The organism is Luteimonas sp. 100069 (assembly GCF_003813845.1).
Classification (GTDB): Bacteria; Pseudomonadota; Gammaproteobacteria; order Xanthomonadales; family Xanthomonadaceae; genus Luteimonas; species Luteimonas chenhongjianii.
Window position 1 is genome coordinate 41,782 of record NZ_RPFN01000004.1, and the last position, 13,609, is coordinate 55,390.

A 13,609-nucleotide genomic window follows, 5' to 3' on the forward strand; every position below is an offset into this window, starting at 1 on the left:
TCGGCGTCAGGTGGCGGACAGATGCGGCCGCACGTGGCGGTCGAGCAGCGCGCCGAGCGGCGCGAGGGCGGGGTCGCGCGGCACCACCGCATCGAGATAGGCCAGGAAGCGCGGCGCGTCGGCGAGGTACTTCGGCTTGCCGTCGCGGTGGTGCAGGCGCGCGAAGATGCCCATTACCTTGAGATGGCGCTGCACACCGGTGAGGGCGGCATCGTGCGCGAACCGGGGCAGCGCCGGCACGGGCAGCCCGGCCGCCTGCGCGCGGGCGTGGTACTGCGCCAGCCATGCTTCGGCCTGCGCGACGGGCCAGCTGTGGAAGGCATCGCGCAGCAGGCAGGCCACGTCGTAGGCGATCGGCCCGATGACCGCATCCTGGAAATCCAGCACCGCGACGCCGCCTTCGACCGGCATCAGATTGCGCAGCATGAAGTCGCGATGCACCAGCACCTGCGGCTGCGCGAGCATCGCGGCGACCAGATGCGCCTGCACCGCCTCCCAATCCGCGCGCTCGGCGTCCGACAGCGTGACACCGAGGTGGCGGCCGAGGAACCAGTCTTCGAAGAGCGCGAGTTCGCGCTGCAGCATGGCCGCATCGAACGCCGGCAGATCGTCCGGTGGCGCGATCGCCTGCAATCGGAGCAGCTGTTCGAATGCCGCTTCCATCAGTGCGTCGGTATCGAGCGAATCCAGCGCCTGCAGGCAGGTTTCGCCACCGAGATCCTCGAGCAGCAGGAACCCCGATTCGACGTTGCGCGCGCGCACGTGCGGCACGCGCACGCCGTGCATCTCCAGCAGATCGCGGATGCGCAGCCACGGGCGTACGTCCTCCAGCTCCGGTGGCGAATCCATGACGATGCGCGACAGGCCGTGCGCCTCGCCGCGCCAGTAGCTGCGGAAACCGGCATCCATCGAGGCGCGCACGAGCGTCAGCGTCGCGTCGCCGCTCGCATCGCGTGCCCAGCTCAAGCGCGCAGCGGCGCGGGCGGCGTCGTCGTCGGCAGGCGCGGTCGGCGCGTTGGAAGGCAGGGCAGCGGACATGCGGTGGGCCGGGTCGGGAAGGGAGGAATTATCGGCGAATCGAGGCCACGCTCAGCGTCCGCGCCCGCCGAGTCCGCGGGTGTCCCACCGCAGCAGCGCGTCACGGAACAGCGTCAGCCGCGTGGACAGGCCGACGATCACGCCCAGCGTGTTGGCGAAGGCATCAGCGGGATCCTGCATCCGCGTGTCGGTCAACGCGCCCTGCGCATATTCAAGACCGATGCCCAGCAGCACCAGGCCGATGCCGGCGCCGAGCAGCGCAGGCCAGCGTGCGTAGAGCTGCACCGCGGCCGCGGCGAGCGTGAAGTAGGCAAGGAAATGGCCGAGTTTGTCGCCGCTCCGCACATCCGGCATCGGCACCGACGGCGCGAGCGACAGCACCACGACAACGGCGACCGCGGCGATCCACAGCCCGCCCCACAACGCCGGCCGCCGCAGCGGCTTGAACGACCGGCCCAGACGCGGACGTCGGCTCACGCGGGCCTGCTCACAGCCGGTGACTCATGTCGCCGATCAGGAAGGCGTGGTCGAACTCCACGTCCTTCGCGAAGCCGATCGCCTGGAAGGCCTCGCCCATCTCGCCCGGCAGGGTGAGCCGCTTGGCCTGCTGGCGCAGCGCATAGCGGGCGGCCTCGTCGGCGGCCAAGGCCTCGTGCGCGGCCAGGCGTTGTTCGAGCCGGTTGCCGAGCAGCAGCGAGGTCTGGTTGCAGTAGCCGGCAAAGTCGAACCCCGCGTGGGTGCCGGCCTCGGCCAGCGCGGTGAAGTCGACCGATGCGGTGAGATCCTGCAGGCCCGGCAGCGCGAACACATCGCCCGAGACCTGGTGGCGGTGGAATGCGCGCAGCGTGCCGGCGTCGCGGTCGTCACGGTAGAACTCGCGGCGTGCATAGCCGTAATCGACGAACAGCATCGCGCCGCGGGTCAGGCCGCCGGCGACGGCCTGCACCCAGTACGGCAGCTGCGGCAGAAGTTCGGAGCGGTAACCGTCGGGCAGCGGGGCGCCGCGCTGGCGCTCGACATGACGTACGGCCGCGCCCAGCAGCGCATCGGCCGGGTGCAGGGTCCGGCCGAAGCCGTCGCCGTCGCGGGTCACGTATTCCTCGTAGACCTCGCCCTCGCCGATGACGAAGCGCGGCGTCGGCAGCGCATCGACGACCTCGTTGGCGAACAGCGCGCCCTGCCAGTCGCCGGGCATGGGGCCGTCGAGCCATTCGACGCGGGCGAACAGCGCCGCCGGCAGGCGCTGCTGCAGGTGGGCGCGCTGCCGCTCGCGCAGGTCGGCGCTGGGCTCGAGGATCGCGTAGCGCGCAGGCGTCGCATCGAGGGCCGCGAGATGGCTCAGCGCATCGCCGGCGAACGCACCGCTGCCGCCCCCGATCTCGAGGAATTGCGCATCGCTGCCGATCTCGCGCAGCACCGGCGCAAAGGCCTCGGCGATGCATTCGGCGAACAGCGCGCCGAGTTCGGGCGCGGTGACGAAATCGCCCGCCGCGCCGAACTTCGCCGCGCCGGCGCTGTAATACCCCAGCCCGGGCGCGTAGAGCGCCAGCTCCATGAATTTCCAGAACGGAATCGCGCCGCCCGCCTCGGCGATCTGCGCATGGATCAGTGCGCGCAGCCGTGCACTGTGCGCGAGCGCGTCTTCGGACGGACCCTGGACAGAAGCGGACATCGCAAAACTCTCGACCAAACGTACGGGCTTCAGGATACGCGAGGCGCCGCAACGGCCGCTGTCAGACCGCGCCGACAGTTCCAGGCACGTGCTTGCGGAAGATGCCCATCGCAGGGCGCCTCGCCGGTTGCGCCGGGCATCGGACGGCGAGCCGGGCTCGGGGCAGCACAAGGACGGGACATCCGCGGACATCGTGACCGCAGCCCGGGCGGCCGGGCCGGCCGGCGGACAGCACGATGAACGGCGGGTGGCGTAAGGTGGCCACCCGCGCCACATTCCTGATCGGCATGCCTGCATCCAGCCCCGTCGTCCTGGTCACCGGCGCCGCCCGTCGTATCGGCGCGGCCATCGCGCGTCGCCTGCACGCGGACGGTTACGCGGTGGCGCTGCACTGCCACCACTCGCGCGGCGATGCCGATGCGCTGGCCACGGCGCTCGAGGCGCAGCGGACAGGCAGCACTCTGGTGCTGGAGGGCGACCTGGCCGATCCGGGTGTACTGCCGGGGCTCGTCGCCGGCACCGTCGCACGGTTCGGCCGGCTCGACGCCCTGGTCAACAACGCCGCCGCGTTCGCACCGACCGCGTTCGCCGACACCGATGCCGCTGCATTCGACGCATTGATGGCGACCAACGCACGCGCGCCGTTCCTGCTCGCGCAGGCCGCGGCGCCGCATCTGCGCGCCAGCCGCGGCGCGATCGTCAACATCGGCGACCTGTACGCCGAACGCCCGCGCGCGGATCTGGTCGCGTATGCGGCATCGAAGGCCGCGCTGCTCGGGCTGACCCGGGGCCTGGCGGTCGCGCTGGCACCGGAGGTCCGCGTCAATGCGGTGTCGCCTGGCGCGATCCTGTGGCCGGAGGACGGCGCGGATGCGACGCGGCAGGCGCACATCCTCCAGGCCACCCCGCTGGCCAGGCTTGGCACGTCCGGGGAAATCGCCGATGCGGTCGCCTGGCTGCTGCGCGGCGGATTCATGACCGGCGAAGTGCTGCGGCTCGACGGCGGCCGCTCGATCTAGCTACAGCTGCTGCGAGCCTTGGGCACAAATGCTGCGCAGGCGCCTCGCATCAGGGTGCGCCGGCGCTGCTCAGCGCCTGGGTTCGAACGCCTGCGCGAGCTGCGCACCGGAGAATCCAGGCGGCACTTCGTGGCTGACCGCATAGCGGTACAGCGCCGCCGAATAGATGCCGGTCAGCGCCGTCTGGTAGACGGCCACCAGCATCAGGCCGATCGCGCACAGCACGGCTACCGCGATGCCGAGCGCCGCCGAGCCCATGAAGGCCAGATAGCTCAGCGCCACGCCGGTCACCGCGCCCAGTCCGATCAGCAGCCCGAACGCCGCGCCGATGCCAACGCTGCCGATCGCGTTCTCGCCCCAGGTGCGCTTGAGCAGCGCGACGCTGTCCTTGAGCGCGTCGATCGCGCCGATGTCGCGGCTCACCAGCACCGGCACCACCAGGAAAGTCGCCAGCGTCCATGCCACGCCCAGGCCGCTGCCGAGCAGGCGCACGAGGAAGTTGGTCTCGTTGCGCTTCATCGCCTGCAGCAGCACACCGACCGTCGCAGCGATCGCCGCGTAGCCGAGGATCGCCGGCAGCCGGCGCCTGGCCGCGGCGAATCCGTCCGACAGCGTCGGGTTGCCGCCTTCGAGGCGGATCATCGCCGCGCCCACCAGCGCCGCATTGAAGAACACGATCACGCTGTACTGGCAGAAATAGAAGACGAAGGCGACGGGCAGCCAGGCGAGGCCGATACCGTGCTCGAAGATGCGCAGCGCGAACAGTGGCAACGCGAACGTCGCCAGGACGCCGAGCGTTGCCAGCCCGGACAGCACCGGAAACAGCATCAGCTCCTTGTCCGAGCGCAGCACGCCTGCGCTCGCCTTCACCAGGTCCCAGCTCCGCGACAGCCTGTCGAACATGTCCGCACTCCCCCGTGGTTGCCTGCATTCTCCCGTCCACCCCGGCGGGCCGGCAATGGATGGAAGTCATCTCCAGGACGTGGGAATAGACCCGATGTGACAGACCCCGGTCCAGGACGTGGGAATAGACCTGATGCGACAGGCTCCGGATCCGATGCCCGCTTCAGTCCGGCAAGGCGACCCGTTGGAAGTCCACGTGCCGATCGGGATGCGCGTCCCACAGCCGTGCCAGGGTCTGCCCCGACACCGGATGCCGCCAGTCGGGGGCGATCTCGGCCGCCGGCCGCAGCACGAAGGCGTGACGCAGTTCGTCGCGGGGGATGTGCAGATGGCCCGGGCCTTCGAGTACCGCGTCGTCGTAGAGCACGATGTCGATGTCGAGCGTGCGGTCGCTGTAGCGCGGGCCACTGCGGTCGCGGCCCTGGGCATCCTCGAGCGCGTGCAGCCAATCGTTGAGGGCCTCCGCCGCGAGATCCGTGTGCACGACCGCGGCGGCATTGAGGAAGTCCGGCCCGGCGTAGCCGACGGCCGGAAAGCGGTACACCGCCGACACCACGAGCCCGTCGAAGCGCGCGCGCAAGGCGCGGATGGCAGCGCTCAGGTGGATCTCGGGATCGACGTTGCTGCCGAGACTGAGCAGGGCGATGGACATGGCGCGCTCCGGTGGGGACGCCATGATCGCCGAAGCTTCCCGCCCGCGGCGAGGGGGTGCACTCAGTCGTCGTCGGGCGGCGCGGGCAGCGGCGGCGCTGCGTGCGGCGCGACGGGCGCGACGGGCGCAGCGCCCGTGTCGTCCGGCAGGCGCCGCAACCTGACCTCCACCGGCGCATCGCTGTGCGCCTGGAACACGCGCAGGTCGAACTCGGGCAGGATCGCCAGCAGGTGGTCGAAGATATCCGACTGGATCCCTTCGTAGACACCCCAGCTGGTGTCGCGGGTGAAGGCGTAGATCTCCAGCGGCAGGCCGCTTTCGGTGGGCTGGAGCTGTCGCACCAGCAGCGTCAGGTCCTGGTTGATGTCGTGGCGGCCGCGCAGATAGTGCTGGACGTAGGCGCGGAACGTCCCCAGGTTGGTGACCCGGCGATGGTTCACCGGCTCGGCGCCACGTGCGGCGAGCGCGGCATTCCATTCGCGCAGCTCCCGTTCCTTGCGGTCGAGATACTCGTCGAGCACGATGAAACGACGGAAACGCTCGATTTCGTCGGGCTCAAGGAATCGTACGCTGCGCTGGTCGAGCTGCAGCGCCCGCTTGATCCGCCGACCGCCGCCTTCGGACATGAAGCGCCAGTTCTTGAAGGAATCGCTGAGCAGCTTCTTGGTCGGCACCGTGGTGACCGTGCGGTCCCAGTTCTGCACGGTGATCGTGTGCAGGGCGATGTCGATGACGTCGCCATCGGCGTTCTCGCTCGGCATCTCGATCCAGTCCCCCACCCGCACGCGGCCGTCATTGCTGATCTGCACGCTGGCGACCAGGGACAGGATGGTGTCCTGGAAGATCAGCATCAGCACCGCGGTCATCGCGCCCAGGCCGGTGACGATGTGCAGGAACTGGGCGCCGATCATCGTCGCCACGGCGGAGATCGCGACCAGCGCGAACATCACGATCTTCGCCACCTGCAGGTAGCCCTTGATCGGCTTGTTGCGTGCCTGCGGGCGCTGCTCGTAATGACGGTTGATCGCGTCGAGCGCCTTCGCCACCGCCACAGCGATCGTCACCACGATGAACACCTGGCACAGGTTCTCGATGATCCGCACCAGTTGTGGCGGAAGGTCGGGGACCAGCGAGACACCTGCCGAGATCACCAGCGCCGGCACCACGTTGGCCAGCCGCGGAATCACCTCCAGCCGCACGCCGTGGTCGTGCTGGGCGCCACCGAACGGCGATTTCGAAAGCAACTGGCGCAGCCCGCGCAGCAGCACGCGCTTGGTCAGGAAGTTGGCCAGCCACGCGACCAGGAGCACGGCGGACAACACCGTGATGGTATAGGCCCAGGGATAAGGTGCCAGCGCGTCGTGTAGCCGGTCGAGGTAGAGCTGCATCGGGGATGTTCTCCTGCGCGGACCGCCGCGCCGGGGGCCACGATCAGGTACTGCGCGTGCGTTGGATCTGGACGCCGACGGCGCGTGCTCCACGCACGGCGCCCGGCTTGCTGAGCTTCAATCGTACCGAAGCGACATTGAACTCTTCGATCACGATTGCCGCGCAGCGCTCGGCCAGCGTTTCGACCAGGCCGAATTCCGACGCCGACACGTACTCGATCAGGCGCTTGCTGACCGCCTTGTAGTTCAGCGTGTCGGCGATGTCGTCGCTCGCCGCCGGAATGCGGTTGTCGAACGCCATCTCGATGTCGAACACCAGCGGCTGGCGGATGCGCCGCTCCCAGTCGTAGATGCCGATCAGGGCCTCGATCTCGAGGCCTTCGATGAAGACGTGGTCCATTGGGGGCCGGATGCGCGTAGCGGAAAGCCGCAGCTTAGCGGCAGCGACGCGACGCCGCCGCGCTCAGGCTGCGGCAAGCGGCGGCAGCGTCGCCATGTCCCAGCGCGGGGTCACGTGAACTGCGGCATCGCTGGACTGGCCCGCCTCGAGACGCAGCGCACCGGCGAACGCGATCATCGCGCCGTTGTCGGTGCACAGCGCCGGACGCGGGAAACACACGCGGCCCCCGCGCCGCTGCGCATCGGCCTGCAGCTTCGCGCGCAGGCGGGTGTTGGCGCCGACGCCGCCGGCGACGACCAGGGTGTTGCAGCCGGTCGCGTCCAGCGCGCGCGCGCACTTGATCGTCAGCGTGTCGACCACTGCGTCCTCGAACCCGCGTGCGATGTCGGCCCGGGTCGCCTCGGACTGGTCGCTGCCCTGCCAGGCCAGCAGCACCTGGGTCTTGAGCCCGCTGAAGCTGAAGTCCAGACCCGGCCGGGTGGTCATCGGTCGCGGGAAGCGGAACGCGCCCGGCGTGCCGTGCTCGGCCAGCGCCGCGAGTTGCGGGCCACCGGGATACGGCAGGCCCATCAGCTTGGCGGTCTTGTCGAAGGCTTCGCCGGCGGCATCGTCCAGAGTCTCGCCGAGCAGACGGTAGACGCCGATCGCGTCGACCGCGACCAGCTGGGTGTGGCCACCCGAGACCAGCAGCGCGACGAATGGCGGTTGCGGCGGGCCCAGCAGCGGATCCGCATCTTCCATCAGTGGCGCCAGCAGGTGGCCTTCCATGTGGTGGACCCCGATCGCCGGCACGTCCAGCGCCCAGGCCAGCGACCGGGCGACGCCGGCGCCGACCAGCAAGGCGCCGACCAGGCCGGGCCCCGCGGTATAGGCCACGCCGTCGAGATCGCGGGTCGACAGGTCGGCCTCGGCCAGGGTCTGCCGGATCAGCGGCAGCAGCTTGCGCACGTGGTCGCGACTGGCCAGTTCCGGCACCACGCCGCCGTATTCGGCGTGCAGCGCGATCTGGCTGTAGACCGCATGCGCGCGCAGGCCCGCCGCCCCGCCGATGGCCGTGTCGAAGACGGCCACGCCGGTCTCGTCGCAGGAGGTTTCGATGCCGAGCACTTTCATGGATGCACTTGCCTGGGAAGCGGATGGAAGGCCGCGCCGGCCGCGGCACCGGGGGCGGCTTGCACCGCCGACCGGGACGCGGCTATGATACGCGGCTCGCCGGGCTGGAGTCCGGTCGAAACACGCATTCGATTCGATCCGGCTACACATTCGTGCCGGACGTTCAAGTCCCCGGAGATTCCATGCCTAGCGTCAAAGTCCGCGAAAACGAGCCCTTCGAGTTTGCGCTGCGTCGTTTCAAGCGCACCTGCGAGAAGGCAGGCGTGCTCGCCGAAACCCGCAAGCGCGAGTTCTACGAGAAGCCGACCCAGGAGCGGAAGCGCAAGGCCGCTGCCGCCGTGAAGCGCCAGTCGCGCCGCGTTTCGCGCGACGTCACCAAGCGTAAGCGCCTGTACTGATCGGCGCGCGCCGGGCGTCCGCGTCCGGTTCGATCGTTTGATGACGCAAACAGCCGGCAGCGCACTGCGCCGCCGGCTTTTTGTCGTGTCCGGCGTATGCCGAAATCCGCCCCGCCCGCACCCATCCGCCCCCGGAGACGTCCCATGACCCTGAAGCAGCAACTCACCCAAGACATGAAGGCCGCGATGAAGGGCGGCGACAAGGACGCGCTCGGCGTGATCCGCCTGATGCTCGCGGCGATCAAGCAGCGCGAGGTGGACGAGCGCATCGAGCTCGACGATGCCGCGGTGCTGGCGGTCCTGGAGAAGATGGTCAAGCAGCGGCGCGATTCGGTCAGCCAGTACGAAGCGGCCAGCCGCGAGGACCTGGCCCAGGTCGAGCGCGACGAGATCGTCGTCATCGAACGCTACCTGCCCGAGAAGCTGGGCGAGGCCGAGATCCTGGCCGAGATCGAAGCGGCCAAGGCCGAATCCGGCGCCGCCGGCCCCAACGACATCGGCAAGCTGATGGGCGTGCTCAAGCCCAGGCTGGCCGGCAAGGCCGACATGGGCGTGGTCTCGCGCCTGGTGAAGCAGTCGCTGTCGAACTGATGGCCGCCGACGGCATCGCCCTGCGCCCGGCCCGGCCGGGCGACGTGCCGCTGGTGCTTGCGCTGATCCGCGAGCTGGCCGACTTCGAACGGCTCGCCGATGCGGTCGTTGCCGACGAAGCGGTGCTCACCGCGTCGCTGTTCGGCTCCGCGCCCGCAGCCGAGGTGGTGATTGCCGAAGCCGATGGCGAGGCCGCGGGCTTCGCGGTCTTCTTCCACACCTTCTCGACCTTCGTCGGCCGCCGCGGCCTGTATCTCGAAGACCTGTTCGTGCGGCCCGCATATCGCGGGCGCGGTATCGGCGCGCGGCTGATGCGGCATCTCGCCGCGCTCGCGGTGGAACGCGGCTGCGGCCGTTTCGAGTGGACCGTGCTCGACTGGAATGCCCCGGCCCTCGCCTTCTACCGCCGGCTGGGCGCAGCGCCGCAGCCGGGCTGGACCGTGCAGCGGCTCGAAGGCGACGCCTTGCGCGCCCTCGCCGCCGGCACCGTCTGACCGCCTCGCAGATCGTCACGCCGCGCAACGGCATCGCACCTAAGGTGACGGCAACGCCGCAGGGGACGCACGCGTTGCGCGCCCGCCGGCCCCAAGACCGATCCGCATGAGCACACCGCAGGACCAGCCCGACCCCGATGCACCCGTCCGCCACACCCGCTGGGGCCGTCTGCGCACCCGCATCGACCGACGCGTCGAGATCATCGAGGACAGCCTGCCCGCCGCACTGGTGAAGCGCTTCGTCGATGCGGACCTGCTGACCCAGGCCGCCTCGCTTTCGTTCTACACACTGATCTCGCTGGCGCCGATGCTGGTGCTGGTGCTGTGGATCACGGCATCGCTGTATCCGGCCGCGCAGGAGGCCTTGCTGGCGCAGATCGGATCGCTGGCCGGCGAAGGCGCGCAGACGGTCGCCACCACCGTCATCCAGAACGCGAAAGAGCAGCCCGATGTCGGCTCGCTCGCCGGGCTCTGGAGCACGCTGCTGCTGTTCGTCGGCGCGACCGTGGTCTTCGCCCAACTGCAGGGCACGCTGAACCTGATCTTCCACACCGACGGCGACCGCCTGCCGGGTGGGCTGATGGTGTTCCTGCGCAAGCGCGTGTTCTCGGCCGGCGTGGTGTTCGCACTCGGCTTCCTGGTGCTGGTGTCGACGTTGATGACGACCGCCCTGGAAGTGATCTTCGCCAACGTGCCCACGCTGCTACCGCTGGTCGGCAATGCGCTGATGCTGGTGATCTACTCGCTGGCCTTCGCCCTGCTCTACCACTACCTGCCCGACCGCCGCGTGCGCTGGCGCCAGGCCCTGTTCGGCGGCGTGATCACCTCGCTGCTGTTCGTGCTGGGACGCTGGGTGATCGGCATCTACATCACCCACGCCGCCCCCGGCAGCGCCTACGGCTCGTTCGGCACGCTGGTGATCCTGCTGATCTGGATGTACTACGCGGCGACGATCTTCTTCGTCGGCGCCCTGATCACTGCGGTCATCGACGAGCGCCATCGCCGCGCCTCGGTCGACCGCAAGCTGCGGCAGCGCGCGGAACGCAAGGCCGCCAGCGCCGCGGCAAGCGGGCCGCCTGCCGCCTCCTGAGCACGGCCGATCGCGGCAAGGCGCGTGTGGCGTGGCATCCTATTACCCGCATGCACCGCGCCTTCCGCTCCTGCTCCACCGCCCGGCGACCCCGTCCCCCGGCACGGCCACGCCTGCGGGAGCGCCACTGATGGCCCGGATCCCCGACGCGTTCATCGACGACCTGCTGGCGCGCACCGACATCGTCGAGCTGATCAACGCGCGCGTGCCGCTGAAACGCCAGGGCAAGGAGTATTCGTCGCGCTGCCCCTTCCACGACGAACGCTCGGCGAGCTTCACGGTGTCCCCGACCAAGCAGTTCTATCACTGCTTCGGCTGCGGCGCCCATGGCACGGCGATCAGCTTCCTGATGAATTACGACCGCCTCGAGTTCCTCGATGCGGTCGACGAGCTGGCCAAGCGCGCCGGCATGGAAATCCCGCGCGACGCCCAGCAGCGCGAGGCACGGCCCGACAGCGCGCCGATGTACGACGCGCTCGAGGCGGCGTCGCGGTTCTTCGTCCGCCAGCTCGCCGGCAACGACGCGGCGCGCAGATACCTCGACGAGCGCGGGCTCGACGATGGGATCCGCGACACCTTCGCGATCGGGTATGCGCCCGATGGCTTCAGCACCCTCAAGGACGCGCTCGGCAAGGACGATCCGCGCCGCATCGCCGTACTCGAGAAGGTGGGCCTGCTGTCGAAGAACGAACGGGGCCACAGCTACGACAAGTTCCGCGACCGGGTGATCTTCCCGATCCACGACCGCCGCGGCCGGGTGATCGCATTCGGCGGCCGCGTGCTCAAGCCCGAGGATTCGCCCAAGTACCTCAACTCGCCCGAGACGCCTCTGTTCCACAAGGGCCGCGAGCTCTACGGCCTGTGGCAGGTGCGCCAGGCCAACCAGAAGATCGAGCGCCTGATCGTGGTCGAGGGCTACATGGACGTGGTCTCGCTGTTCCAGTTCGGCGTGCCGCAGGCCGTGGCGACCCTGGGCACGGCGACCACGCCCGACCACGCCGAACTGCTGTTCCGAAACGCGCCGGACGTGTTCTTCTGCTTCGACGGCGACGCCGCCGGCCGCCGCGCGGCCACCCGGGCGATGGAATCGGTGCTGCCGCGCATGCGCGACGGTCGCCAGGCCTTCTTCCTGTTCCTGCCCGACGGCGAGGATCCCGACTCCATCGTGCGCAGCGAGGGTGCCGCCGGCTTCGAGGCGCGCCTGGCGGGGGCGACGCCGCTGTCGACGTTCTTCTTCGACACCCTGGGCGAGGCCATCAACCTGGCGACGCTCGACGGCAAGGCACGCCTGGCCGAACGTGCCAAGCCGATGCTGGCGCAGATTCCCGACGGCGCCTTCGCCGACCTGATGCGGCTGCGGCTGGGCGAGCTCACCGGCCTTGGCGCTGCCGTGCAGGCGACTCAGCCCCCCCCACCGCTGCGCCCGGCGCGCGGTGGACGCGGCGCGCCGCCGCCCCGTCGCAGCCTGGTCCGCCACGCCATCGCCCTGCTGCTGCAGAAGCCCGGCCTCGCCGCCGGCCTGCCGCCGCCGTATCCGTTCGTCGCGCTGCGCCAGCCCGGCATCGAACTGCTGACCGAGCTGATCGCCATCGCCAGCGTGCGCCCCGAGATCACCACCGGCGTGCTGCTGGCGCAGTTCGACGAGCGCGAGGAGGCCCCGGCCCTGCGCAAGCTCGCGACCATGCCACTGGCCGGCGAGGAATCCTCGTGGGAGGTCGAACTGCGCGACGTCATCGGCCAGCTCGACCGCCAGGCGCTGCAGCAACGGATCGACGACCTTCTGGCCCAGCAGCGCGAGGGCACGCTCGACGCCTCCGGCAAACAGACCCTGCGTGAACTGCTGGCCCAGAGTGCCCGCTGAAATATCCCGACGCTTCGAGCCGCCTCTCGCCGCTCCACCGCGACGGCGCCTTAACCCCTTCGCAGGTCTGATGCCGGCCGGGGACCGGCCGACAACAGGCGCACGCGCCGGCGATCGGCCAACCAGCATCGCGCTCACCGGAATCCGCGCAGATGGATCGGCACGGCGGCCCTTTTTTACAGGTGAAGACCATGTTCCGCACGCTTTTCCCGCATTCCGCCCGACCCGGCGCAGGCCTGGCGCTTGCGGCCGCCCTGCTGCTCGGCGCCTGCGCGAAGATCGACACGCCCCCCGCCCTCGTCAAGCCGTTGCACATCGACCTGAGCGCGCCGGTCGCCGAACAGGTCGACCTGGCCTGGCCGCAGACCGGCGGCGTCCCCGCCGAGGCGCACACGATCGCGCAGCCGCGTGACGTCAGCCTGCGGTTGCCGGGCGGCCAGCAGATTCTCCTGCCGGCCGACCGGGTCAGTTTCAGGCAGCGCGACGGCATGCTGGTCGGGGTGCACATCCAGCCCAGCGGCGGCGCGGGCGAGCACCCCGACGCGGTCGCCCGCACGCGGGCACTGCTTGAAGCCAACCGCCTGCTCGACCCGGCGCTGGCGCACACGCTGCAGGCCTGGGGTCCGGACGCGGCTGCGCCGCAGACCGCACGGATCACCATTCGTGAGGTCGACGTGGATGTCGCCCTGGCTCCAGCGCGCCGTGCCGGCTGGCAGGCGACGCTGGACTTCGCACCGCGTGCCTGCGAGATGCCGGCCGGCCTCGACGGTGACCCGGAGGCCTGCCTGCAGGCCACACCGACCTCGACGATCGTCGCAGGCGGCTGATCGCGGCAACTCCCTCCCCGGCCTGCACCTCCCCGGCGCTGCGTCCGGCGGGATCGCAAGGCCAAGCGGATGCGCTTCGCGTCATCCCGGGCGGGGCTGCACGCGGCGCGCATCGCGCTCACGACGCTGCGACCGGCGACCGGCCAGGCGACCGACGTGGGCG

Annotated in this window: 15 protein-coding genes; 7 read left to right on the forward strand and 8 right to left on the reverse strand. The window is 70.1% G+C overall.

All coding sequences use genetic code 11. The features are described from left to right. Positions 1–6 precede the first annotated feature (6 nt). Genes EGK76_RS09295 through EGK76_RS09305 form a run of 3 tightly spaced genes read right to left on the reverse strand, consistent with a single transcriptional unit; the run spans position 7 to position 2,710 of the window. Complete coding sequence (locus EGK76_RS09295) at positions 7–1,038, reverse strand: phosphotransferase (protein WP_123832425.1); 1,032 nt, start codon at positions 1,036–1,038, stop codon at positions 7–9. Positions 1,039–1,089: 51 nt separating this feature from the next. Beyond that, a complete protein-coding gene (locus EGK76_RS09300) occupies positions 1,090–1,515 on the reverse strand; it encodes a VanZ family protein (RefSeq protein ID WP_233580242.1) in 426 nt (141 codons plus the stop codon). Between the two features lie 10 nt (positions 1,516–1,525). Beyond that, positions 1,526–2,710 (reverse strand): SAM-dependent methyltransferase, encoded by a 1,185-nt coding sequence (locus tag EGK76_RS09305; protein WP_096296971.1) that lies wholly within the window; start codon positions 2,708–2,710, stop codon positions 1,526–1,528. 287 nt (positions 2,711–2,997) lie between these two features. On the opposite strand from EGK76_RS09305, the gene EGK76_RS09310 reads away from it, so the two are divergent. Then, positions 2,998–3,729, forward strand: a complete 732-nt coding sequence (locus EGK76_RS09310) for a pteridine reductase (protein WP_096300240.1) — start codon at positions 2,998–3,000, stop codon at positions 3,727–3,729. A 69-nt stretch (positions 3,730–3,798) separates the two neighbouring features. Here EGK76_RS09310 and EGK76_RS09315 read toward each other — a convergent pair whose 3' ends face one another. From EGK76_RS09315 to tsaD, 5 genes are all read right to left on the reverse strand, one after another. After that, positions 3,799–4,632 (reverse strand): DUF6159 family protein, encoded by an 834-nt coding sequence (locus EGK76_RS09315; RefSeq protein WP_123832426.1) that lies wholly within the window; start codon positions 4,630–4,632, stop codon positions 3,799–3,801. Between the two features lie 163 nt (positions 4,633–4,795). Further along, positions 4,796–5,284 carry a 2-amino-4-hydroxy-6-hydroxymethyldihydropteridine diphosphokinase gene (folK, locus tag EGK76_RS09320; protein WP_123832427.1) on the reverse strand — a complete coding sequence of 163 codons (489 nt, stop codon included), beginning with the start codon at positions 5,282–5,284 and terminating at the stop codon, positions 4,796–4,798. Between the two features lie 62 nt (positions 5,285–5,346). Next, the gene (locus EGK76_RS09325; protein ID WP_123832428.1) at positions 5,347–6,672 is read right to left on the reverse strand and encodes a mechanosensitive ion channel family protein; all 1,326 of its coding nucleotides are present in this window, start codon (positions 6,670–6,672) and stop codon (positions 5,347–5,349) included. Between the two features lie 43 nt (positions 6,673–6,715). Further along, the gene (gene folB, locus EGK76_RS09330) at positions 6,716–7,072 is read right to left on the reverse strand and encodes a dihydroneopterin aldolase (protein ID WP_096296967.1); all 357 of its coding nucleotides are present in this window, start codon (positions 7,070–7,072) and stop codon (positions 6,716–6,718) included. Positions 7,073–7,135: 63 nt separating this feature from the next. Continuing rightward, positions 7,136–8,185, reverse strand: a complete 1,050-nt coding sequence (tsaD, locus tag EGK76_RS09335; RefSeq protein WP_123832429.1) for a tRNA (adenosine(37)-N6)-threonylcarbamoyltransferase complex transferase subunit TsaD — start codon at positions 8,183–8,185, stop codon at positions 7,136–7,138. Positions 8,186–8,367: 182 nt separating this feature from the next. Here tsaD and rpsU point away from each other — a divergent pair, with 182 nt between their 5' ends. From rpsU to EGK76_RS09365, 6 genes are all read left to right on the forward strand, one after another. Beyond that, entirely contained in the window at positions 8,368–8,583 is a 216-nt protein-coding gene (rpsU, locus tag EGK76_RS09340; RefSeq protein WP_055251159.1) for a 30S ribosomal protein S21, read from the forward strand. A gap of 144 nt (positions 8,584–8,727) precedes the next feature. After that, entirely contained in the window at positions 8,728–9,174 is a 447-nt protein-coding gene (locus tag EGK76_RS09345; protein WP_123832430.1) for a GatB/YqeY domain-containing protein, read from the forward strand. Beyond that, positions 9,174–9,668 (forward strand): GNAT family N-acetyltransferase, encoded by a 495-nt coding sequence (locus tag EGK76_RS09350; protein ID WP_123832431.1) that lies wholly within the window; start codon positions 9,174–9,176, stop codon positions 9,666–9,668. Before EGK76_RS09345 ends, EGK76_RS09350 begins: the two co-directional genes overlap by 1 nt. Positions 9,669–9,774: 106 nt before the next feature. After that, positions 9,775–10,758: a YihY/virulence factor BrkB family protein gene (locus tag EGK76_RS09355; RefSeq protein WP_123832432.1), complete on the forward strand. Its 984-nt coding sequence runs from the start codon at positions 9,775–9,777 to the stop codon at positions 10,756–10,758. Between the two features lie 130 nt (positions 10,759–10,888). Beyond that, positions 10,889–12,619: a DNA primase gene (gene dnaG / locus EGK76_RS09360; protein WP_096296962.1), complete on the forward strand. Its 1,731-nt coding sequence runs from the start codon at positions 10,889–10,891 to the stop codon at positions 12,617–12,619. A 191-nt stretch (positions 12,620–12,810) separates the two neighbouring features. Next, on the forward strand, positions 12,811–13,446 hold the full coding sequence (locus tag EGK76_RS09365; RefSeq protein ID WP_123832433.1) for a hypothetical protein: 636 nt from the start codon (positions 12,811–12,813) through the stop codon (positions 13,444–13,446). Positions 13,447–13,609: the final 163 nt, after the last annotated feature.

Bases quoted from the DNA above. Each gene is read 5' to 3' on its own strand.
- EGK76_RS09295 (WP_123832425.1), bottom strand. From the start codon at position 1,038: ATGTCCGCTGCCCTGCCTTCCAACGCGCCGACCGCGCCTGCCGACGAC.
- EGK76_RS09305 (WP_096296971.1), bottom strand. From the start codon at position 2,710: ATGTCCGCTTCTGTCCAGGGTCCGTCCGAAGACGCGCTCGCGCACAGT.
- EGK76_RS09310 (WP_096300240.1), top strand. From the start codon at position 2,998: ATGCCTGCATCCAGCCCCGTCGTCCTGGTCACCGGCGCCGCCCGTCGT.
- EGK76_RS09315 (WP_123832426.1), bottom strand. From the start codon at position 4,632: ATGTTCGACAGGCTGTCGCGGAGCTGGGACCTGGTGAAGGCGAGCGCA.
- folK (WP_123832427.1), bottom strand. From the start codon at position 5,284: ATGTCCATCGCCCTGCTCAGTCTCGGCAGCAACGTCGATCCCGAGATC.
- EGK76_RS09325 (WP_123832428.1), bottom strand. From the start codon at position 6,672: ATGCAGCTCTACCTCGACCGGCTACACGACGCGCTGGCACCTTATCCC.
- folB (WP_096296967.1), bottom strand. From the start codon at position 7,072: ATGGACCACGTCTTCATCGAAGGCCTCGAGATCGAGGCCCTGATCGGC.
- tsaD (WP_123832429.1), bottom strand. From the start codon at position 8,185: ATGAAAGTGCTCGGCATCGAAACCTCCTGCGACGAGACCGGCGTGGCC.
- rpsU (WP_055251159.1), top strand. From the start codon at position 8,368: ATGCCTAGCGTCAAAGTCCGCGAAAACGAGCCCTTCGAGTTTGCGCTG.
- EGK76_RS09345 (WP_123832430.1), top strand. From the start codon at position 8,728: ATGACCCTGAAGCAGCAACTCACCCAAGACATGAAGGCCGCGATGAAG.
- EGK76_RS09350 (WP_123832431.1), top strand. From the start codon at position 9,174: ATGGCCGCCGACGGCATCGCCCTGCGCCCGGCCCGGCCGGGCGACGTG.
- EGK76_RS09355 (WP_123832432.1), top strand. From the start codon at position 9,775: ATGAGCACACCGCAGGACCAGCCCGACCCCGATGCACCCGTCCGCCAC.
- dnaG (WP_096296962.1), top strand. From the start codon at position 10,889: ATGGCCCGGATCCCCGACGCGTTCATCGACGACCTGCTGGCGCGCACC.
- EGK76_RS09365 (WP_123832433.1), top strand. From the start codon at position 12,811: ATGTTCCGCACGCTTTTCCCGCATTCCGCCCGACCCGGCGCAGGCCTG.